Origin of the sequence: Thalassoglobus sp. (genome assembly GCF_048270125.1) — a bacterium.
Lineage (GTDB): Bacteria > Planctomycetota > Planctomycetia > Planctomycetales > Planctomycetaceae > Thalassoglobus.
The window spans coordinates 157,491-174,912 of sequence record NZ_JBLWTN010000004.1 but is presented as its reverse complement, the minus strand read 5'-3'; the positions used below and the strand labels follow the sequence as shown (position 1 = coordinate 174,912).

Genomic DNA, 17,422 nt, shown 5'->3' with positions numbered 1-17,422 from the left:
GACAATTGATACTCTGTAATTCACTCTCTTTGCAATGGAGGTTTCTTCGTACTCAGAAAACCATCAGGCCGCGAAAGCCAGATGAGACACGAAAATTCTTGGCAGATTGCCAGCGTTTCTTGTTGATCTTTGAGCTGAATTCGATTTCGGGCTCTCTCTTTTCAGGCAAGATGAGTAGAATATCCTCTCGCATATTCAGAATTTGCAATGGTCGATCCACGATGGAAATTTATAACAATTGGCGAGTCTTTCTCGTTTCCTGGGTGTTCCTCTGCACATCGCTCCAGGGTGTGATCGTCGCTGAAGATGGCGAGACAAAACCTCTGAAAGTGATTCCTGTCGATGAAGTGATCAAGGAAATCCGACAGGAATCTCGCCTCACAGGTGCGGACGAACTGACGGCGAACCTGGACAAACCGGTTCAAGTTTGGGTGAATCGTACTTACCTCGGGACGGACAATGCCTATGCTGAATTCGGCATTCGTTACCTTGCTGTCCGAGTGACCATTCTGAATCAGACCGAAAACCTCGTCACCATCAACGGCGACGAGATTACTCTGACTGGCTGGGGAGAGACCTATGGACTGAAAGACCGTCCAGAAAAGTATCACTCGATGCCAGTGAAGCTGGACCGCGAGGTCCTCTCCATCAACGAAATGACGACTCCGCCACAGCTGACGATTCCCCAAAAAAGTGCTGCTTCATTTTGGTGTCTGTTTCTGGAAGTCGAAAAGACAAATCAAATTTCAGAACTCAACCTGACGATTCCGTTGGAATCAGGCGGGCAGCTGACTCACGATTTGAGATCGGAACAGCGAGCACGATTGGGACTGACATCAAAGCGAATTGGTCCAGAGGGCTCGCTGGGGCTGCTGGAAATTCAAGGTTCATTAAACACAGTGAATGCTCAAGACCTTGCAGACGCACTGAAGAAGCTTTCCGCCCTAAAAGTCCGTCGAATTGTCATTCGCTGGTCGAAAACTGCCTCAGAGATGGATGTGGACCTGGTCGACTGGCTGCTTCATCGGGCAACTCTCGAACCTGCGAATCAGCTCTATTCATTCTTTCCTGCATTTCCAGACATGCAGTATCTGGCACTCGCAAATCTTCCCAACGTCAACGCTAAGGAAGAAATCGACGCGAGCCACCGACGATTCCTTTTCGCTGACGTCGCTGACGCCGTACAAGCAAGTTTAAAAGACCTGTTTGCTGTCATCGATCCAAGTTACATCGAACGTGAAATCAGATCCGGACACCCCCTCTCTCAACGTGCTGCACTGGCCTCACTGGAGACTCGACAGGATCTCGCGACTTTCGAAAACATCTACCCGATGCTTAGCGAGCTCTATGACACCGCTGATGAATCGACTCGACCTTTTGTCCTTCTGGCGATCGGCCAACAGAGTCACCCTCAGGCGATTCCGATGTTGGTCAACATTGCGACTCAAGAAGATCAGAAAGACGCCGCAGGTGCGATGGTCGCGCTGTTGAGGTCCAATCAACAAGCTGCAACCTCGTCCATCGAGCGTTTGTATACCGAACAAGCAGTGAATGTTCCTCCTGCGAAGCAAATTGAACTCCTGACCGAAAACTACCGCCGCGAATGGTCCCCGTACCTGGTCCAAGCACTTTCGCATAAGAGCCCGGAAGTTCGTTCTGCCGCTCTAAAGGGACTCGTTGCTGTCGGTCATGAGCGATTGTTCGAATTTCTTGAAGCGGCACTCAAAGACGATTCTGAAGAGGCGCAAACTGTCGCATTCGATGCACTGGTCAACATGGCAGACGCGGAAAGTGAGCAAATTGCGGTCGATTATGCGTTGGTCCGTTTGGCGAAAGGAAATGTCACCGAGAACGTCCTGGAGATTCTCCGCCGAACCCGCGATCAACGAGCTGCGACTCTGGTGCTGAAACAAATCTATCGCAGTGAGGAGAAAAGCGATCGTGAACAACTCCTGGCGATACTGGAGCATGTTGGTGACGAGCGCATCATACGCGACCTGTTAAAACACGAGGAGGAATTCCAGCCAGAAGAACGAGTCCTGATTTACAATCTCGTTTCCGCTTTAGCGATGCCAGAGTTACTTGAAGTTGCCAAGCGAGCTGTTCACTCCGAAGAGCCAATCCTCCGCCAGACGGGAATTGCGCTCCTCACACAGGAAACCAGTGACGAGGCAGCCGAGGCCATTTTCAATTTGATCAAAGATGCAAATGAAGATGAAGCAATACAAATCTGCTACGCACTCGGGAGGATTGGGACTCGCCGTGCAGAAGAACTCTTGAAAGATTATCGTCAGCAATGCTTTGAAACGCAGAACGAAAGCGGTCTGGATGCCGCGAACGATGGTATTCGCCTCTGGATGAGCCATTCCCCCGGTTGGAATTCTATTGAGTCTGCGTACTATCATTCGCGTGTCGAAAACTACGAGAATGCGCTTACGTACTTTGAACTTGCTGTCGAAATCGATCCTGAACTGGGAGTTGGACATTCAGGAATAGGGAATACACTCCTGAAATTAAAAAAGTTCGATGAAGCTGGTGAAGCATTTCAAAAAGCCTATGCCATAGACAGCTTCGATGGTCAGGCGATTACCGGGATTGGCATCGTTAAGGCGATTCAGGGAGAAACGGAAGAAGCTGTTCAGTTCACTCTGGATTCGACAGGCAAGTTTCCCAAAGATGACATTTTCGCCTACAACACCGCATGCGTGTTCGGTCGAGCCATCGAATCTCTACGAAAACTTCCTGATCTTTCCAAGACGATGCCAACCATAAAAGAGTATGAAGCGAAAGCAATTCAGGCACTTGAAAAATCGATCAAATATGGCTTTGAAGAATTCGAGCTGATGCGAACCGACCCCGATCTGAATTCATTACGCGGGCTCCCCGAGTTTCAGAAACTTCTTCCTAATTGAGTCAACATAGAATTTCTGAATTGTGAATGCCTTGAACGTTTCTTCGAATGCTTGCATCGCTGCGGTGGCCTCTGCCTCGGGACCGGCAGCGCGTGGAATCCTCCGTGTGAGTGGCAGTGATACGGTCGCTGTACTCAAGCGAATCCTTTCAACCTCCAGCCCTCAGTTTCACCCAACTCACGCCCGTCGATATCCTTGCTCGATCCGTCTGGGCGAAGGAGACCTGGAACTCCCGGTTGATGTCCATTTGTGGCCGACTCACCGGAGTTTCACAGGAGAACCACTTGCTGAGATTCACTGCGTTGGCTCTCCTCCTTTGTTGAATGAAATCCTCGAACGGATTTTCACATCTGGAGCACGACCTGCCGAACGTGGCGAATTCACATTGCGAGCCTTTCTCGCTGGAAGAATCGACCTGGTCCAGGCCGAAGCTGTTCTTGGTGTGATCGATGCAGCCAATCCCAATGAACTCAAAACCGCGCTCGACCAACTCGCAGGGGGAATTTCCTCAAAAATCAGCGAACTACGTGAAGAACTTTTGTTGCACCTGGCTGACCTGGAAGCGGGTCTCGACTTCGTGGAAGAAGACATCGACTTCGTGCAACGTCCGGAATTCCTGGAGAAATTGCGTTCTGGTGACACGTTTTTGCAGCAACTGTTGCAACAATCTCAAGAGAGAATGCTCTCAACCGGTCATGCCCGCGTTGTGCTTGCGGGGTTGCCCAATGCGGGAAAAAGTACGCTCTTCAACGCACTGCTCGAAGCAGAAACTGCGATCGTTTCTTCAATTGCAGGGACAACACGAGACTACCTGGCAGCAACCGTCCACAACGAAGGTGGTGTGACTTACACGCTCATTGATACCGCTGGTTGGGAATCCGCTCGCGACGGCATCGAAGAGATTGCCGGGAACCAACGTGCTGATCAATATCAACGAGCCGATCTGATTGTCTGGTGTTCGCCTGCCAACGCGACACCCGAAGAGCAAACCGAGAATCGGTCGCTGTTACTTTCATGTCGTGAAGCAAACAAGTCTGTGATAGAAATCAGCACAAAAGCCGACACTCTCCACCATGTCCCCGCTGAGGATCTCATCAACGTTTCGGTCCAGACTGGTGAGGGAATTCAGGATGTCCGAAACGCCATTCTCGATGAGCTCATGAACTCCAATGTCGACGCCGAACTCACCGGGGCGACAGCTGCTCGGTGTCGAGAAAGTTTGCAGCATGCTCATGACTCTTTATGTCGAGCACTGGAAATCGTTGAACATGCGGGAGGCGATGAACTCGTTGCCATGGAGTTGCGCGATGTTCTTGATCACCTGGGAAGAATTGTCGGCGTCGTCTATACCGACGATATTCTTGACCGCATTTTCAGCCGATTTTGCATAGGAAAGTAATCGAGTGAATCGACTCTTCGAGATGGAAAACGACATCGATTCCACAGGATTCTTCCTCGGAATGGATGAAGCCGGATACGGACCAAACCTCGGACCGCTGGTGATCGCTGCGACAACCTGGAAGACGCCGATCTCGCCTGACGAATGTGACTTCGCTGATCTTCTCAAAGATGTCGTTGACATTAAATCAACGTGCCGGCACGCGAAACTGCATATCGCTGATTCGAAAGAAGTGAATAAAGGAAAATACGGTTTTCAATCACTGGAGACATCTGCATTGTCTCTGTTGAGAGTCGCTGGCGTTTCGACCACATCATTGAAATCGCTGTGGGAAGATCTGTCTGACCAACCTGATTTGGTAAACAGCAGCTTTAAGACAATTCCATGGCTTGAAATGGACTTAGAGTTACCGATCGTTGCGAACGATGATCTGGTGGGCGTCTTCGCAGATCGGCTTTCCAGAACAATGGAGAAGTCGCAACTCGTCTGTGATTGCATCCAGGCACAAATTGTCCCAGCAGTTCAGTTCAACGAATGCCTCGACCTGCACGGGAGCAAAGGCATTGCACTGTCCAAACTGACGTTCGATTTACTGAAACGAGCCTGGAATGCAGGTGAACCACAGCAAACTTTAGTAATTGGCGACAAGCACGGCGGACGGAATCGGTACGATGAGTTCCTCTCTCCTATCGTCGGTGATGCGAATATTCACTGCCTTGAAGAAAGTCGAGCGGTCAGCCGCTATCGAGTGAACAGGACTGAGTTCCGATTTCAAACGAAAGGGGAGCAACATCTCCCTGTTGCCGCAGCCTCGATTGTCGCGAAGTATGTTCGTGAACTGGCCATGCACCAGTTCAACCAGTTCTGGAGGTCACATTCTCCAGAACTGAAACCGACGAAGGGCTATCCCGTCGACGCGCAACGGTTCCGAAAAGAGATTCAATCGATCCAGAAGCAATTGAAGATCAGCGACGAAGTGCTCTGGCGAAAGCGTTGACCCGATCGCGAATGCGGTTCTCCCTATTGCTTTTCTCAAATTGCTGTTCGCGTTCTGCCTTGTCGCGAACAGCAATCTTAGTAGTGAAACGCATTCTTCACGGGCACGAAAATACTACTGCAACTTCGTCAAAACGGTATCACTCCAGCGGGCAGCAGTTTGCTGAATCGGAATCAATATTGGTTTCCGGACAGTACGTTGAAGTCCGGATGTGACTTCAAAGTTGGCTGGCGGAGGCGGAGGCAACTCTTCTTGCTCCATCGGAAGGTCACTTGCACTGGGAGGCACAGGAGCAAGCCCTCGAGGTTCTTCAACTGGCTGAATGTATTCAACCGGAGGAGCAGTGAGGCTTTGCTCGGAAGTGTTCGTACCGAAACAGGCTGACTCAATCGAAGCCAGACGCACCCCTCGTACAGTTCCACATCCACTCGCGACCAATAGCACGACTCCCAAACTCAATGTCATCATCCGTTTCATTATGATCTCCCGACCGCCGTGCAGAAAAATTTTTGATCGACCGCGCTTTGTCGTGAATGTTTCATTTTGAGATACGACAAGCCAACATGTGACAAATTTAGTGGACACGTCACAAAAGAGAGGCTGTCAAGAATCAAACAAACCGGCCCGCGGGCACTATCTATTTTGAATCGAACGTTCGGCAGAGAATGTCAAACAGAAAACTGCGAAGTCTGGCAAATTTTGCCGCAACCTCACCGCTCATTCGGCAAATGACGCCGACGCAGAATCCATAAAGCACACAAACTTCGGCAATTATTGCAGTCAATGCGAACATGCCCAATAAATCGCTGCCTAAATTGCTCTTCCAGAAATTTGCCGAACTCTGTAGATAATGCTCAAGATTCCTACCCCCACTGCCGACGCGATTCCGCAAACCTCGGCTTCATTCCCCACAACCTACCCAGTGTGACATCCGTTTCGAATTGACACTTCGACGTACTGGAGTTCGCAGCGACTCCGTCGGCAATTCGTCAAATCAGAAAGCCTGTCCACATAACTTTCAGGACAACGTGATGCCGCGCCCATCGCCGTCAAATCGGACGGTGCATATTCCGGTCATGCTTCATGAAGTTCTTACGCAACTCGCCATTCAACCCGGCCTGATTATCGTTGATGGAACGCTCGGTGCAGGCGGGCATAGTCAACACATCCTTAAAGCCATGAATCACCAGGGACAACTGATCGGACTTGATCGTGATCAATCAATGCTTGATCGCGCCGCTCAAGTTGTGTCCGGACCAAACGTCTCACTTCATCAGTGCAGCTATGCCGAACTCGAAACGGTATTGGACACACTCGAATTAGAAACTGTCGATCGCGTTCTCCTCGATCTTGGCTTGTCCTCAGATCAACTCGCAGACCCTCAGCGAGGATTCGGTTTCGACACCTCCGGCCCACTGGACATGCGGTACGACACTTCCACCGGAAGTCCTGCAAAAGACCTCATGCTGACTGCATCGACAGAAGAACTCACACAGATTTTCTCCGAATATGGAGACGAACGGGATGCAGACAAAATTGCTGCGGAGATTGTGAAACGAAGAAAAGCTGCGCGAGCAATCGAAACCGCTGACCAACTTGTCGAGCTGGTCCACTCGGTCACCGGACCAACGAGTCAAAAAAAATCCCCCAGCGTCGCGCGAGTCTTTCAGGGCTTGCGGATTGCTGTGAATCGCGAGCTGGACCAACTGGAACAGTTTCTCACGGAAGTCCTCCCGCAACGACTGAGCCCCGGCGGACGTGCGGTCATTATCACGTTCCATTCCATCGAAGATCGAATGGTCAAGGACGCATTTCGAAACAAAGAGGTCTGGAATAACCTCACCCGCAAACCACTTGCTCCGACACCATCGGAAGTACGTATGAATCCACGCTCTCGCTCCGCGAAAATTCGCGTCGCGGAACGAGCTGAATAAGAGAAGGAACTCCCATGTTTTCAAGAAATCATGATTCACACCGATTCATTCGAGTTGCCCTCGTACTGACGATCTTCATCTCGCAGGATTGTCTCACAGGAGCAGCGATTGCCCAGGATTCAGCGACTCCTGCGGAAAGTCCGAAGTGGAGCCTTCCGAAGAAAGTCGAGGAACCTGCACTTCTGAAAAGTACGCCTCAAAAAAGCACGCAAGTTGACGTTGCGACCGGACTCTTTGACACAAAAGTCCAGGCGGCTCCACTTCAAAGTAATGAAGAGAATCCCCCATCATTTCCTCGCCAGAACTTTGACGGAGTTGAAGAACTCGATGCTCCACCAACCCTGGAGATGAACTCTCGACTCCTGAATTCGGGACAAATTCAAGCTGCGGAAATTACTCAACCGACCAATCCGACTCCGCAACCGAGAACGGCACTCACCGTCCCCATTCAGACTGCACCAGTGCAGACAACACCTGTAGCACCTGTGCAAACCGAACAGGGACAAGCTCCGGCCTCGACAGTTCATCGTGATCCATTCTTGAAACAAACCGGAAATTCTGGAACGTCCGCGCAAGGTGCAGAGACCGCTTTCGGTGCAGACCTAGAGATTCCACCTTTGGGAAATGAGCCAGCTCCACCTTCATTTCCAAGTGACTCGGCTCCGAGAATGGCTCCTCCGACAGCCTCTATTTTTCCAGCCAATCCTGTTGAATCAAAACCAGCTGCAACTCCAGCCCCGAGTCAAAGCTTCGAAATCGAATCCGTCGAAACGCTCAAACCGAGCCCGGCGCCACAACTTTCTCAGCCCGCCCCTTTTTCACCGACGACAGAGATCCCAGAGACCACACCGAACGTTCCTAATCCGTCAAGTTCCCTGAACACTGCGCAGTCAATACCGAAAAAACAGGTGTACAATCCACCAGCGAATGAACTAGTCGTTCAGAATCAGCAACCGAGCGACGCGACAGATCAAATCGCAGAAGAGACGGTTCACGAAGTTCAGCGTGGTGAAAATTACTGGACAATTTCACGTCAACACTTTGGGACAGCCCGTTACTTCGCTGCCTTGGCGGAATACAACAAACACCGCATTCCTCGCCCGGACCGCATGAAACCCGGAATGTTTGTGTTGGTTCCAGACTCGAAGGTCCTTGATCAACGCTATCCTAAAATGGCAGGGATTGTTGATGCTCAGCCATCGCCGGAATCTCTTCTCGCTCCCGGATTTTTCATTCAGGACGGTCAGCCGCTCTATCGCATCGGAAAAGGAGACACATTGACCGACATTGCAGAAAACCACCTTGGGCGGACAGCTCGCTGGTCACAAATTGTCGGCATGAACCGAGATCTCCTGAAGGATGGGAATACCCTGAAAATCGGGATGGTTTTACGACTTCCTCACGATGCCAGCCAAGTTGTCCTCGCACCGTCGGGAGAAACGATCCGATAACTCTTTACATGTTCTGAGTCTTTGATCGCTGATTTGCGGGCGAACAGTAGAAAACGAACGACCAACCCAACGTAGGCCGGGACCATTGTCCCGGACGAGCCAAACGGGGCGATGGACCCGGACTACAACAGGTCGTTTCTTTCTTACCACTGGCCGGGAATCAGTACCAAACCTCTGAAAGATTCGTTTTTCAGTGTTTGAGAGAGCGAGCGAGAGAGCAAATTCAGATTTCAGGATCAGTTCTCAACAGATCAAGTCGCAGAACTCGCGGATGAAGGATTGACTCCCATGGAAGGGGCAACATTCCATGGTGAGTCTATGTTTTTCCGGTTTGCAGCAACATTGGCGATATTAACCCTGATTTCGATCATGGGGATTGCGCTGGAAAAACAGAAACTGTCTCTCAAAAGGGCTATCAGCGAGCAACACTACCAGCTCCAGGCTCTCGCTGAGCAACGTTCACAGCTGTTCTTGAAAACTCAGCAACTCGGTGCGCCTCCACGTCTTTTGCGGGAGTGGAATTCCTCCATCGAGCTCACCGAAACCCGCTCCGTGAAAGAACCATCCGAGGCGACTCCGCCGCTCCTGGAATGGAGACTCAAGGGGGCCGGGGAGGAGCGTCGCAATGAGTGACTCTCAGCGAAGTTGGACGGGACGCGAATATCTGGTGCAGATTCTCGTACTGGGGGTATGGGGTCTGCTTGCGCTACGTCTCATGCATATCCAATTGTATTCGCAAGAAACATTTGCTTCCCGCGCTGCGCGACAACAGATCAGCCATGAACCGATCCCGGCACGTCCCGGCGATTTACTGGACCGGAAAGGTCGCTTGCTGGCAACAACGACGAGCGTATCAAGCTTATTCGTCAATCCGAGTTCCATCGACGATCCGCAGCCCATTGCGAATGAGCTCGCAAGAGTTCTTGATTTGGAAGCTGACAAGCTTGAAGAGAAAATCAAAACGCATTCACAAAAAAAATTCCTCTGGATCAAACGCCAGTTGTCCCCAGATCAGACGGCGGCAATCCAGCAACTTGACTTTCCCAAAGAGATGGTCGGACTACGGGATGAGTTCAAACGATTTTATCCACAGGAATCACTCGCGGTTCATGTTCTTGGATTACGAGACATCGATGGAAACGGGCAGGGCGGGGCAGAGGAGGCGTTTGATTCGTACTTGCGTGGGCAAGATGGTGTCCGACGTTTCGTTCGCGATGCACGTGGAAACGTCCTGGAAGTCCTCGAAGAGGTGACCGAGCCTCCTCGGCATGGCCACACAGTTGTCCTCACGCTTGATACGGTCTTGCAGCTGCATACTGAAGCGGCTTTGGATGATCTTGTTGAAGAACACAATCCGGTTGGAGCGTGCGCCATCGTTCTGGCCCCTTCAACTGGAGAAGTTCTGGCGATGGCATCGCGACCAGGTTTCTCTACGTCAAATCTTGCAGATGTTCCGGAAAATGCCTGGAAGAATCTGGCGATTTCAGCTGTCTATGAACCTGGATCAACATTCAAACCACTCGTTGTCGCCTGGGGACTCGACAAAAAAGTCCTCGACACAAATGAAACTTTCCAATGCGAGTGGGGCTCCTATTACATGGGGCGACGCCTGCTGCATGACCATCACCCATACGGCGAACTCAACCTGACCGATGTGCTGGTGAAGTCGAGTAACATCGGGATGGCGAAGATTGGAGAAAAACTCGGGAACGAACAACTTTATTCGTTGACCAGTTCCTTCGGATTCGGAAAGAAAACGGGCCTCGAACTGGCGGGTGAAGTCCCGGGCATTGTGCGCCCGCTGCGAAACTGGAACAACTATTCAACCGGTTCCATTCCCATGGGACACGAACTGGCTGTCACTCCGATTCAAATGATTTCAGCCCATGCGATTTTGGCGAATGGGGGAAAGAAAAAAAGTCCGCACCTTCTTCTTCGGACAAGTCACGAATCCCCTTTGCCTCAGCAGATTGTGGTCTCGCAAGTCATTTCTCAACCGGTCGCTGACTGGGTTGTTCAGCATCCGATGAAAGAAGTCGTTGAGCGCGGAACCGGCAAACGGGCACAGCTGGAAAAATTGTCAGTCTTCGGGAAAACAGGAACCGCACAAAAAGTGAACCCCAACGGAGGGTACTTCTCGAACAAGAACGTTTGCTCCTTCATCTGCGGAGCCCCCGCCGAGAACCCAAGGTTTCTCGTACTCGTGTGTGTCGACGAACCCCGAGGAAGTTCCCAATTCGGCGGCACAGTTGCAGCTCCGTACGCGGCCAGAATCTTGAAGGATTGTTTAAATTCGACGGGTTTCTAAAAACTTTGAGGAATTGGCACGTTTTCTTCAAGAGACCAACTGTTCAAAGGACCTGCCTCGTTCAACTCAGGCTGGATTACCTTATCGTCTCTTCTCCTGCTTGTTTTATGCCAAACAGCCACAATGCATCAAAAGTCGTTGACATCTAAGTTGGGGCCTACTACGATCAACCCACCTTCTCATCAATCCGCACCAATATCAATTCTGATAATGGCTATCCGATAAGTTGGAAATTCCAGACCAAAACCAATCCTCATAACTTAATCCTAATCCCGCTTGCTTTGACATTCTTTTTGACAGGGTACTCACCCTTCATTCTATTTTTGCGATTTCCCTTTTCTAAAACTGGAGTTAACGATGATGCTTAAAAGTCGGAGAAATTTCCGAGGGTTCACATTGATTGAATTGCTGGTGGTCATCGCGATCATTGCAATTTTAGTCGCCCTGCTACTCCCAGCTGTTCAACAAGCTCGTGAAGCTGCCCGTAGGACACAGTGTAAGAACAACCTGAAACAAATCGGGTTGGCTCTCCACAACTACCATGACACACATGGAATCTTCCCAAATGACATGCACGCGTATTGGCCGACAAAGAATTCTCGTGCAAATGGGGAACCACGAAATCACAGTTGGATGGTGATGATCCTTCCATTCATCGACCAAACACCACTCTACAACGCAATCGACACTGAAGAACAATTTTATGGGCAAACGCTGCCAAGTGGCGATCTCATCACTGCTCAGAGCATCCCTGGTTTTCAGTGCCCCTCTGACTCCGAAATCGACACTTCGTCAATCTACAACCTCAGTGTAACGAACTACGGTGGCTCTCAAGGTTTTGACTGGTGGCGACGCAAAGGTCAGGTCCACGAAGGGGTCTTCTCACTGGAATCTCGAGTTCGCATGAGAGATATCGTGGATGGAACTTCAAACACCATCGCAGTCGGAGAGGTCAACTCGACAGGGCAAAAATGGGGTGGTCGACGTGGAGGCGCAGGAACTCCTCGACGTGGTGGAGGGGAAACAGTGTTCCGAAACTGGGCGGTTTCCATTACTCATAACGTCATCGCCACAAACACGGCCTATCAAATCACAAATCCTGACGGGATGGCTGGTGAAGATACGACATGGTGGAAGAATGCACCATATGCAATGGGGCCATACTACATCGCTGCCCATGCGATTAATTCGGACTGGCCAGGTCCAAGTAGTGTTCACGTTGGAGGAGCACACTTTCTGATGGCAGATGGCGCCGTGAAATTCTTCAGCGAAAACATGGACTACCACGGAGCCCACAACCAAGGCCCATCTGGTCCTAAGAGCTTGTGGATGTCGTTGAATACGATCAATGGAACCGATGCTGACAGCATCGTAACTGTTCCGTAACAAATGTCTTTTTGTTTGAACTCTTTTGTTTGAACTCTTTGGCTCCACAACAACTTTTCAAATTCATACTGGAGAATTTTGTTAATGAGATTGCCGTTACTTTACAGCTTGGCATTCATGGTCGGTTGCTCTGGTGGAGCTGACCTGGAAATGGACAAGCTCAAAACAGTTCCCGCCTCAGGGAAGCTCACCATTGATGGATCACCATTTGGTCCTGCAACGATCGACCTGATCCCGCTTGATAGTAATGAGCGTGTACGTGCGGGATCTGCACTCGTCGCTGAAGACGGGAGCTTTACCGTCGGAACTTACGACGACGATGACGGAATCGTTCCGGGAAGCTACACGGTTCGAGTTTCAGTCCCACTTGACAGCGCTTCGCCTGCCCCCAACGTCGAATATTTCGAATTCACTGTCGGAGACGATGGTGATAAAGAAATTGCTTTAGATCTCAAGAAAGGAACTGGAGCTGGAGGCCTCCTGTCACCAGACCTAGGCGGCGGCGGAACCCCTCCGTAATTACCGACAAAAGTTCTTCTCATTTTTCATGAGTCAAACTCTCGCAGCACCACGGTTTTCACTGTGGTGCTGCGTTTTTTGTTATTCAGATCGTCTGCCTTCCCGTTCGCTCGGATTTAGGAAGAAAAAATTGGCAACGGCTTCCTTTCCTTTTCCCCAACAGCCGAGAACGATACCCTATTTGGCTTAATCCAAAGTAGAGTAGATATGGTAGTGAGCTCACTCTCCGCTTTCGTATCGATCTGACCGGGTGTGACACTACAAAAATTTGCCGTTTGACTGAAAGTGACTAACCATGCTTGAAATTCCTGTGATTCGCTGGGGGAAGCCGTATACCTCGATGGAGAAGGCTCCTGTCATTCATTTTGAAACGGGAGAAGAACTCGCTCAGATGGATCAGGCCAACGGAGGACTGATCAAAATGGACATGCGGAAAGCTGCCCGGGCGCGGGAAGTTTTATTGCAGTTCTCCATCGACGAACTCTGTGAGATGTGTGCTCAGGCCGGCAAGCTGTTCATGGAAGCTGAGCTTCCGCTAGGGAATGGGACACAAACTCCCGAGCAGTTCTGCGAGATTCAGTCAGCCACGACCGGCCTTCCGGTACACATGTGCGAAGGGAACATGAAGAAGAACGCCTTTGTCATGCAACACATGAAGGACGTTCTCAATTCACTCACACGTGGACTTCCATTCGAAATCCTCACCAAAGGATACGGTATGGAAGATCGTGGAGTGATGGTCAGTTACCAGGCCACTTCCCCCGTACTCGGGGCGGTCTTGCCCAACAACTCACCAGGTGTCCATACGCTCTGGCTGCCACTCATTCCCCTGCAACTTGGTCTTGTTCTTAAACCGGGCTCGCAGGAACCTTGGACGCCGTACCGAATGTTCGCTGCGATGACCGAAGCTGGAATTCCCGGTGAAGCGTTCAGCTTGTATCCCGGTCCTCGCGATTGTGGAGCCGCTGTCATGGAAACATGTGACCGTTCAATGATCTTCGGCGGACAACAAACGATCGACCAATACGCCTCCAATCCACGAGTGCAACCACACGGGCCCGGGTTCTCAAAGATCCTGATTGGCGACGATGTCGTCGATCAGTGGGAAAGCTTCCTTGATATTCTCGTTGATAGCGTTTTCGCAAATTCCGGGCGAAGCTGCATCAACGCCTCAAGCATTTGGGCGTCGCGGCATACCGAAGAAATCGCAGATGCCATCGCTCAGAAACTTGGACCTATCGCACCTTTGCCGATGTCCGATCCAAACGCCTCCTTGGCTGCCTTTACCACTAAGGGTGTCGCCGAAGCGATGAATGACCAGATCGAGGACAAACTCAAAGATCATGGCGTGACAGAAGTCACCGCCAAATACCGTGACGGTGATCGCTGGGTCAAACACGAACGATACGATTTCCTGCGACCAACAATTGTTCACTGCTCAAGCCCTGAACCATTCCTGGCAAACACGGAATACATGTTCCCATTTGCCTCGGTGGTTGAATGCCCACAAGCGAAAATGATCAAAACGATCGGCACAACATTAGTTGGTTCCGCGATTACCGAAGACGAGGCATGGTCTCGGCAACTCCTCGATGCAACCCACATCGACCGCTTGAACATCGGTCGCGTGAAAACGATGCAACTCAACTGGTTGCAACCGCACGAAGGGAACATCATCGAGTTCATGTTCCGAAATCGAGCGTTCCAAAACAGTCCACCACCGGCACATTGAGACTGAGTGTTGAGCGACACACTCAAGGTGTGTCGCTCATCAAAGCCGCCACAATGCCCCAACGACTCCATGGATACCGTCCAGTGCTTCTTTTTCGAGCATTCATCCTAATTCCCGATGGATTCCGTTTACTTTTTGTGAGACTTTTCCTCTCAAAGCTTCGTAATCTGAGAAATCTGCATACAATCTAGGCAGTCTGACATTTATCTGCCTCTATCTGCACGATTCGTATTCATGGATTCGAAACAATTGGATTCCCCACCGTTCGAAGGCTTCATTGGAGCAAGCGAACGGATGCGCGAACTCTTTCGCCACCTGCGTAAGATCGCTAACAGCTCAGCGACAGTATTGCTTCTTGGCGAAACAGGGACAGGGAAAGAACTCGCAGCCCGTTCTGTTCATGATCTCAGTCCGCGTGCAACCGGTCCGTTCATTCGCGTCAACTGCGGGGCATTGAGTGAAAGCCTTTTGGAAAGTGAACTCTTCGGACATGTCAAAGGGGCGTTCACCAACGCCATCGAAAACCGCACAGGACGTTTTGAAGCCGCACATGGAGGAACCATATTCCTCGACGAGATCAACTCTGTCAGCCCGACACTTCAAGTGAAACTTTTGCGAGTGCTTCAAGAGCATGAATTTGAGCGAGTCGGTGACACCAAAACCGTGACCGTTGACTGTCGAGTGATCGCTGCAACAAATCGGGACTTGGCAGAGATGGTCGAAACCGATGGGTTTCGAGAAGATTTGTATTACCGATTGAACGTTCTTCCGCTCTACGTTCCTCCGCTGCGTGAACGCCGGGAAGACATCCCTGAACTTGTCCAATTTTTTGTGAACAGGTACGCAATCGAGAATCAGCGGATCATCAGAATGGTCTCTCAGGATGCACTCGATTTCCTCAAGTCTTACCTTTGGCCCGGGAACGTTCGTGAACTGCAAAACTACATCGAACGTGCAATAGTTTTAGCAGATGGCGATGAACTGACCGCTGACTTGCTTCCCTCTCATGTTCGCGGAGAAGCTCCCATTCGCTTGGGCCGTATCGAGCGGTCAGAACTGCAATCGCTTTGTGCCGAACTTGTCGAACGTGGACTCAATGAAGTCGCAGAAGATGGAAAGTGTCACGAAGCAGTCATGGGGCTCGTGGAAAAGGAGCTGATCCTCCAGGTACTGAGGAGCTGTCAGGGAACCCAAACCAAAACTGCTGCGAAGCTGGGAATCAATCGAAACACGCTACATAAGAAAATCGACGATTACAGCCTTCAAGATGACGCGCGATAGTTTTCTACGATGGAAATCGTCTTTGCGACCTCCATCGCCGATGGGAAAGACCGACCGACTCGCGAAAGAACAATCTGACTCCGAACGAGCGACCGCGTCCGATTGGACGACTCACCCGTCAATCTTGGTCCAAATTTGAAGATCTCGCTCTTCGATCAAATCTGGAACTCTTTCGCCGGTGATCGCTGAGTGCGGACTGTTTTTGTGAACTTCAAAAGCAGCTGCATCGTCGTAAATTTCATAGACGAAAAAGCGGGAGGGGTCGTCTTGCGAAATGACAACATCAAACTGTTGACAGCCCGCCTCGTTGTCCCGAGAGCTTTTTGCCTGAAAGAGAATCGCTTCGCGGAACTCTTCGATTTTGTCTGGCTTGGCTTTGAAATTGACAGTGACAATAAACATGGAGCATCTTTCGAATTGGTTTTAGGTTCTGCCAGTGGCGAACATTATTTTCATTGAAGAAATGAGATCTTCACGGGCACACGGTAGAGCAAACTGCTCTCTAGAGAGGTTTTGATAAAGGTGTAGCAGTCCTGTCTCGTGGCACACAGCCAATCACCTGACAAGACGCTCATTTCGCGGACACAAGAAACACGAAAGTGTTCTAGAATTTGACTCTGTTGGTGTATTGGAGCAAGGAATCTAACACAGAAGAGACGCAGAAAAAAGTGAGTTCAAGAACCTCGCCGACAAAAGCATGCGTCCGGTCTCTGGTCACGGAGAACTCTATTCATTTCCCCTCATCTCCACAGCGACGCCTCACATGAATCCATGCTTGAGTACGGAGAGCATCGTCATTCGTGAGATCACTTGCTCGTTTCATCCTGCGGAGCAGGGTCCGTTTTTTTCTTTCCTAATGTCAGTTTTGATTCAGTCCCCTTGAGTAACCGGACAACATTTGCACGATGTTGAAAGATGATCAGACAAGGAACTCCAATACTGAACACCGCCAAGCTCCAGAGTCGCTCGGAGAAGAGTTCGGATTGATATCGCACAAGTTGCGTCACCGCGTAGGTGACAGCTGCAAGCATCGACGCCAATGAGACAAGTTTTGTCGGAACGAACACAATCACAAATGCAATAAAGGCAATGAGTGTTGTCCATGGAGAGAGAATCACAACTGCCCCCAATGCCGTCGCAACACCTTTCCCGCCACGCATTCCAAGCCAGATCGAAAACATATGTCCGAGAACAGCGAAGATCGCTCCCAGGACTTGTTGATGAATGATCAAGGTTTCATCGACCGGAAGGAGCAACGGAATCAGGCCGACCGAAAGCATGCCTTTCGTGGCATCGCAAAGAAGCGCAACAGCTCCCCATTTGGCTCCCATCGTTCTGGCAACATTTGTTGCACCAACGTTGCCACTTCCTTGTTCGCGTAAGTCGATTCCGCGAACAAATTTTGCGATCAACAGGCTGAACGGAATCGATCCGATCAAATATGCGATTGCAGCAGTGAGCGTAAATGCAACACCGGGGGACATTCTTGATTCCTTCTTAGGG

At 50.5% G+C, this 17,422-nt stretch carries 14 protein-coding genes; 11 read left to right on the top strand and 3 right to left on the bottom strand.

All coding sequences use genetic code 11. From position 1 onward, the window contains the following. Window positions 1-221: 221 nt before the first annotated feature. Genes ACN0YR_RS06925 through ACN0YR_RS06915 form a run of 3 tightly spaced genes read left to right on the top strand, consistent with a single transcriptional unit; the run spans window position 222 to window position 5,308 of the window. Entirely contained in the window at window positions 222-2,912 is a 2,691-nt protein-coding gene (locus ACN0YR_RS06925) for a HEAT repeat domain-containing protein (RefSeq protein ID WP_417848467.1), read from the top strand. 31 nt (window positions 2,913-2,943) lie between these two features. Continuing rightward, entirely contained in the window at window positions 2,944-4,311 is a 1,368-nt protein-coding gene (locus tag ACN0YR_RS06920) for a tRNA modification GTPase (protein WP_417848466.1), read from the top strand. Window positions 4,312-4,315: 4 nt separating this feature from the next. After that, window positions 4,316-5,308, top strand: coding sequence for a hypothetical protein (locus ACN0YR_RS06915; protein WP_417848465.1), 993 nt, complete (start codon window positions 4,316-4,318; stop codon window positions 5,306-5,308). Between the two features lie 114 nt (window positions 5,309-5,422). Here the strand turns inward: ACN0YR_RS06915 and ACN0YR_RS06910 are convergent, their stop codons facing one another. Then, a complete protein-coding gene (locus ACN0YR_RS06910; RefSeq protein ID WP_417848464.1) occupies window positions 5,423-5,785 on the bottom strand; it encodes a hypothetical protein in 363 nt (120 codons plus the stop codon). A 554-nt stretch (window positions 5,786-6,339) separates the two neighbouring features. Here ACN0YR_RS06910 and rsmH point away from each other — a divergent pair. From rsmH to ACN0YR_RS06870, 8 genes are all read left to right on the top strand, one after another. Beyond that, on the top strand, window positions 6,340-7,242 hold the full coding sequence (rsmH, locus tag ACN0YR_RS06905; protein WP_417848463.1) for a 16S rRNA (cytosine(1402)-N(4))-methyltransferase RsmH: 903 nt from the start codon (window positions 6,340-6,342) through the stop codon (window positions 7,240-7,242). A 14-nt stretch (window positions 7,243-7,256) separates the two neighbouring features. Next, on the top strand, window positions 7,257-8,693 hold the full coding sequence (locus tag ACN0YR_RS06900; protein WP_417848462.1) for a LysM peptidoglycan-binding domain-containing protein: 1,437 nt from the start codon (window positions 7,257-7,259) through the stop codon (window positions 8,691-8,693). A gap of 288 nt (window positions 8,694-8,981) precedes the next feature. Then, window positions 8,982-9,326, top strand: a complete 345-nt coding sequence (locus tag ACN0YR_RS06895; protein WP_417848461.1) for a hypothetical protein — start codon at window positions 8,982-8,984, stop codon at window positions 9,324-9,326. Further along, window positions 9,319-11,001: a peptidoglycan D,D-transpeptidase FtsI family protein gene (locus tag ACN0YR_RS06890; protein WP_417848460.1), complete on the top strand. Its 1,683-nt coding sequence runs from the start codon at window positions 9,319-9,321 to the stop codon at window positions 10,999-11,001. Before ACN0YR_RS06895 ends, ACN0YR_RS06890 begins: the two co-directional genes overlap by 8 nt. Window positions 11,002-11,358: 357 nt before the next feature. After that, the gene (locus tag ACN0YR_RS06885; RefSeq protein WP_417848459.1) at window positions 11,359-12,387 is read left to right on the top strand and encodes a DUF1559 domain-containing protein; all 1,029 of its coding nucleotides are present in this window, start codon (window positions 11,359-11,361) and stop codon (window positions 12,385-12,387) included. 84 nt (window positions 12,388-12,471) lie between these two features. Beyond that, window positions 12,472-12,906 carry a hypothetical protein gene (locus tag ACN0YR_RS06880; protein ID WP_417848458.1) on the top strand — a complete coding sequence of 145 codons (435 nt, stop codon included), beginning with the start codon at window positions 12,472-12,474 and terminating at the stop codon, window positions 12,904-12,906. 295 nt (window positions 12,907-13,201) lie between these two features. After that, window positions 13,202-14,638: an aldehyde dehydrogenase family protein gene (locus tag ACN0YR_RS06875; protein ID WP_417848457.1), complete on the top strand. Its 1,437-nt coding sequence runs from the start codon at window positions 13,202-13,204 to the stop codon at window positions 14,636-14,638. 234 nt (window positions 14,639-14,872) lie between these two features. Next, on the top strand, window positions 14,873-15,919 hold the full coding sequence (locus ACN0YR_RS06870) for a sigma-54 interaction domain-containing protein (RefSeq protein WP_417848456.1): 1,047 nt from the start codon (window positions 14,873-14,875) through the stop codon (window positions 15,917-15,919). Between the two features lie 111 nt (window positions 15,920-16,030). Here ACN0YR_RS06870 and ACN0YR_RS06865 read toward each other — a convergent pair whose 3' ends face one another. Both ACN0YR_RS06865 and plsY read right to left on the bottom strand, forming a co-directional pair. Next, window positions 16,031-16,321, bottom strand: coding sequence for a putative quinol monooxygenase (locus tag ACN0YR_RS06865; protein WP_145197732.1), 291 nt, complete (start codon window positions 16,319-16,321; stop codon window positions 16,031-16,033). Between the two features lie 404 nt (window positions 16,322-16,725). After that, entirely contained in the window at window positions 16,726-17,403 is a 678-nt protein-coding gene (plsY, locus tag ACN0YR_RS06860; RefSeq protein WP_417848455.1) for a glycerol-3-phosphate 1-O-acyltransferase PlsY, read from the bottom strand. Window positions 17,404-17,422 lie beyond the last annotated feature (19 nt).

What these genes read in the sequence shown, in the direction of transcription:
- ACN0YR_RS06925 (WP_417848467.1), top strand. Translation starts at nt 222, where the DNA reads ATGGAAATTTATAACAATTGGCGAGTCTTTCTCGTTTCCTGGGTGTTC.
- ACN0YR_RS06910 (WP_417848464.1), bottom strand. Translation starts at nt 5,785, where the DNA reads ATGAAACGGATGATGACATTGAGTTTGGGAGTCGTGCTATTGGTCGCG.
- rsmH (WP_417848463.1), top strand. Translation starts at nt 6,340, where the DNA reads ATGCCGCGCCCATCGCCGTCAAATCGGACGGTGCATATTCCGGTCATG.
- ACN0YR_RS06900 (WP_417848462.1), top strand. Translation starts at nt 7,257, where the DNA reads ATGTTTTCAAGAAATCATGATTCACACCGATTCATTCGAGTTGCCCTC.
- ACN0YR_RS06895 (WP_417848461.1), top strand. Translation starts at nt 8,982, where the DNA reads ATGGAAGGGGCAACATTCCATGGTGAGTCTATGTTTTTCCGGTTTGCA.
- ACN0YR_RS06890 (WP_417848460.1), top strand. Translation starts at nt 9,319, where the DNA reads ATGAGTGACTCTCAGCGAAGTTGGACGGGACGCGAATATCTGGTGCAG.
- ACN0YR_RS06885 (WP_417848459.1), top strand. Translation starts at nt 11,359, where the DNA reads ATGATGCTTAAAAGTCGGAGAAATTTCCGAGGGTTCACATTGATTGAA.
- ACN0YR_RS06880 (WP_417848458.1), top strand. Translation starts at nt 12,472, where the DNA reads ATGAGATTGCCGTTACTTTACAGCTTGGCATTCATGGTCGGTTGCTCT.
- ACN0YR_RS06875 (WP_417848457.1), top strand. Translation starts at nt 13,202, where the DNA reads ATGCTTGAAATTCCTGTGATTCGCTGGGGGAAGCCGTATACCTCGATG.
- ACN0YR_RS06870 (WP_417848456.1), top strand. Translation starts at nt 14,873, where the DNA reads ATGGATTCGAAACAATTGGATTCCCCACCGTTCGAAGGCTTCATTGGA.
- ACN0YR_RS06865 (WP_145197732.1), bottom strand. Translation starts at nt 16,321, where the DNA reads ATGTTTATTGTCACTGTCAATTTCAAAGCCAAGCCAGACAAAATCGAA.
- plsY (WP_417848455.1), bottom strand. Translation starts at nt 17,403, where the DNA reads ATGTCCCCCGGTGTTGCATTTACGCTCACTGCTGCAATCGCATATTTG.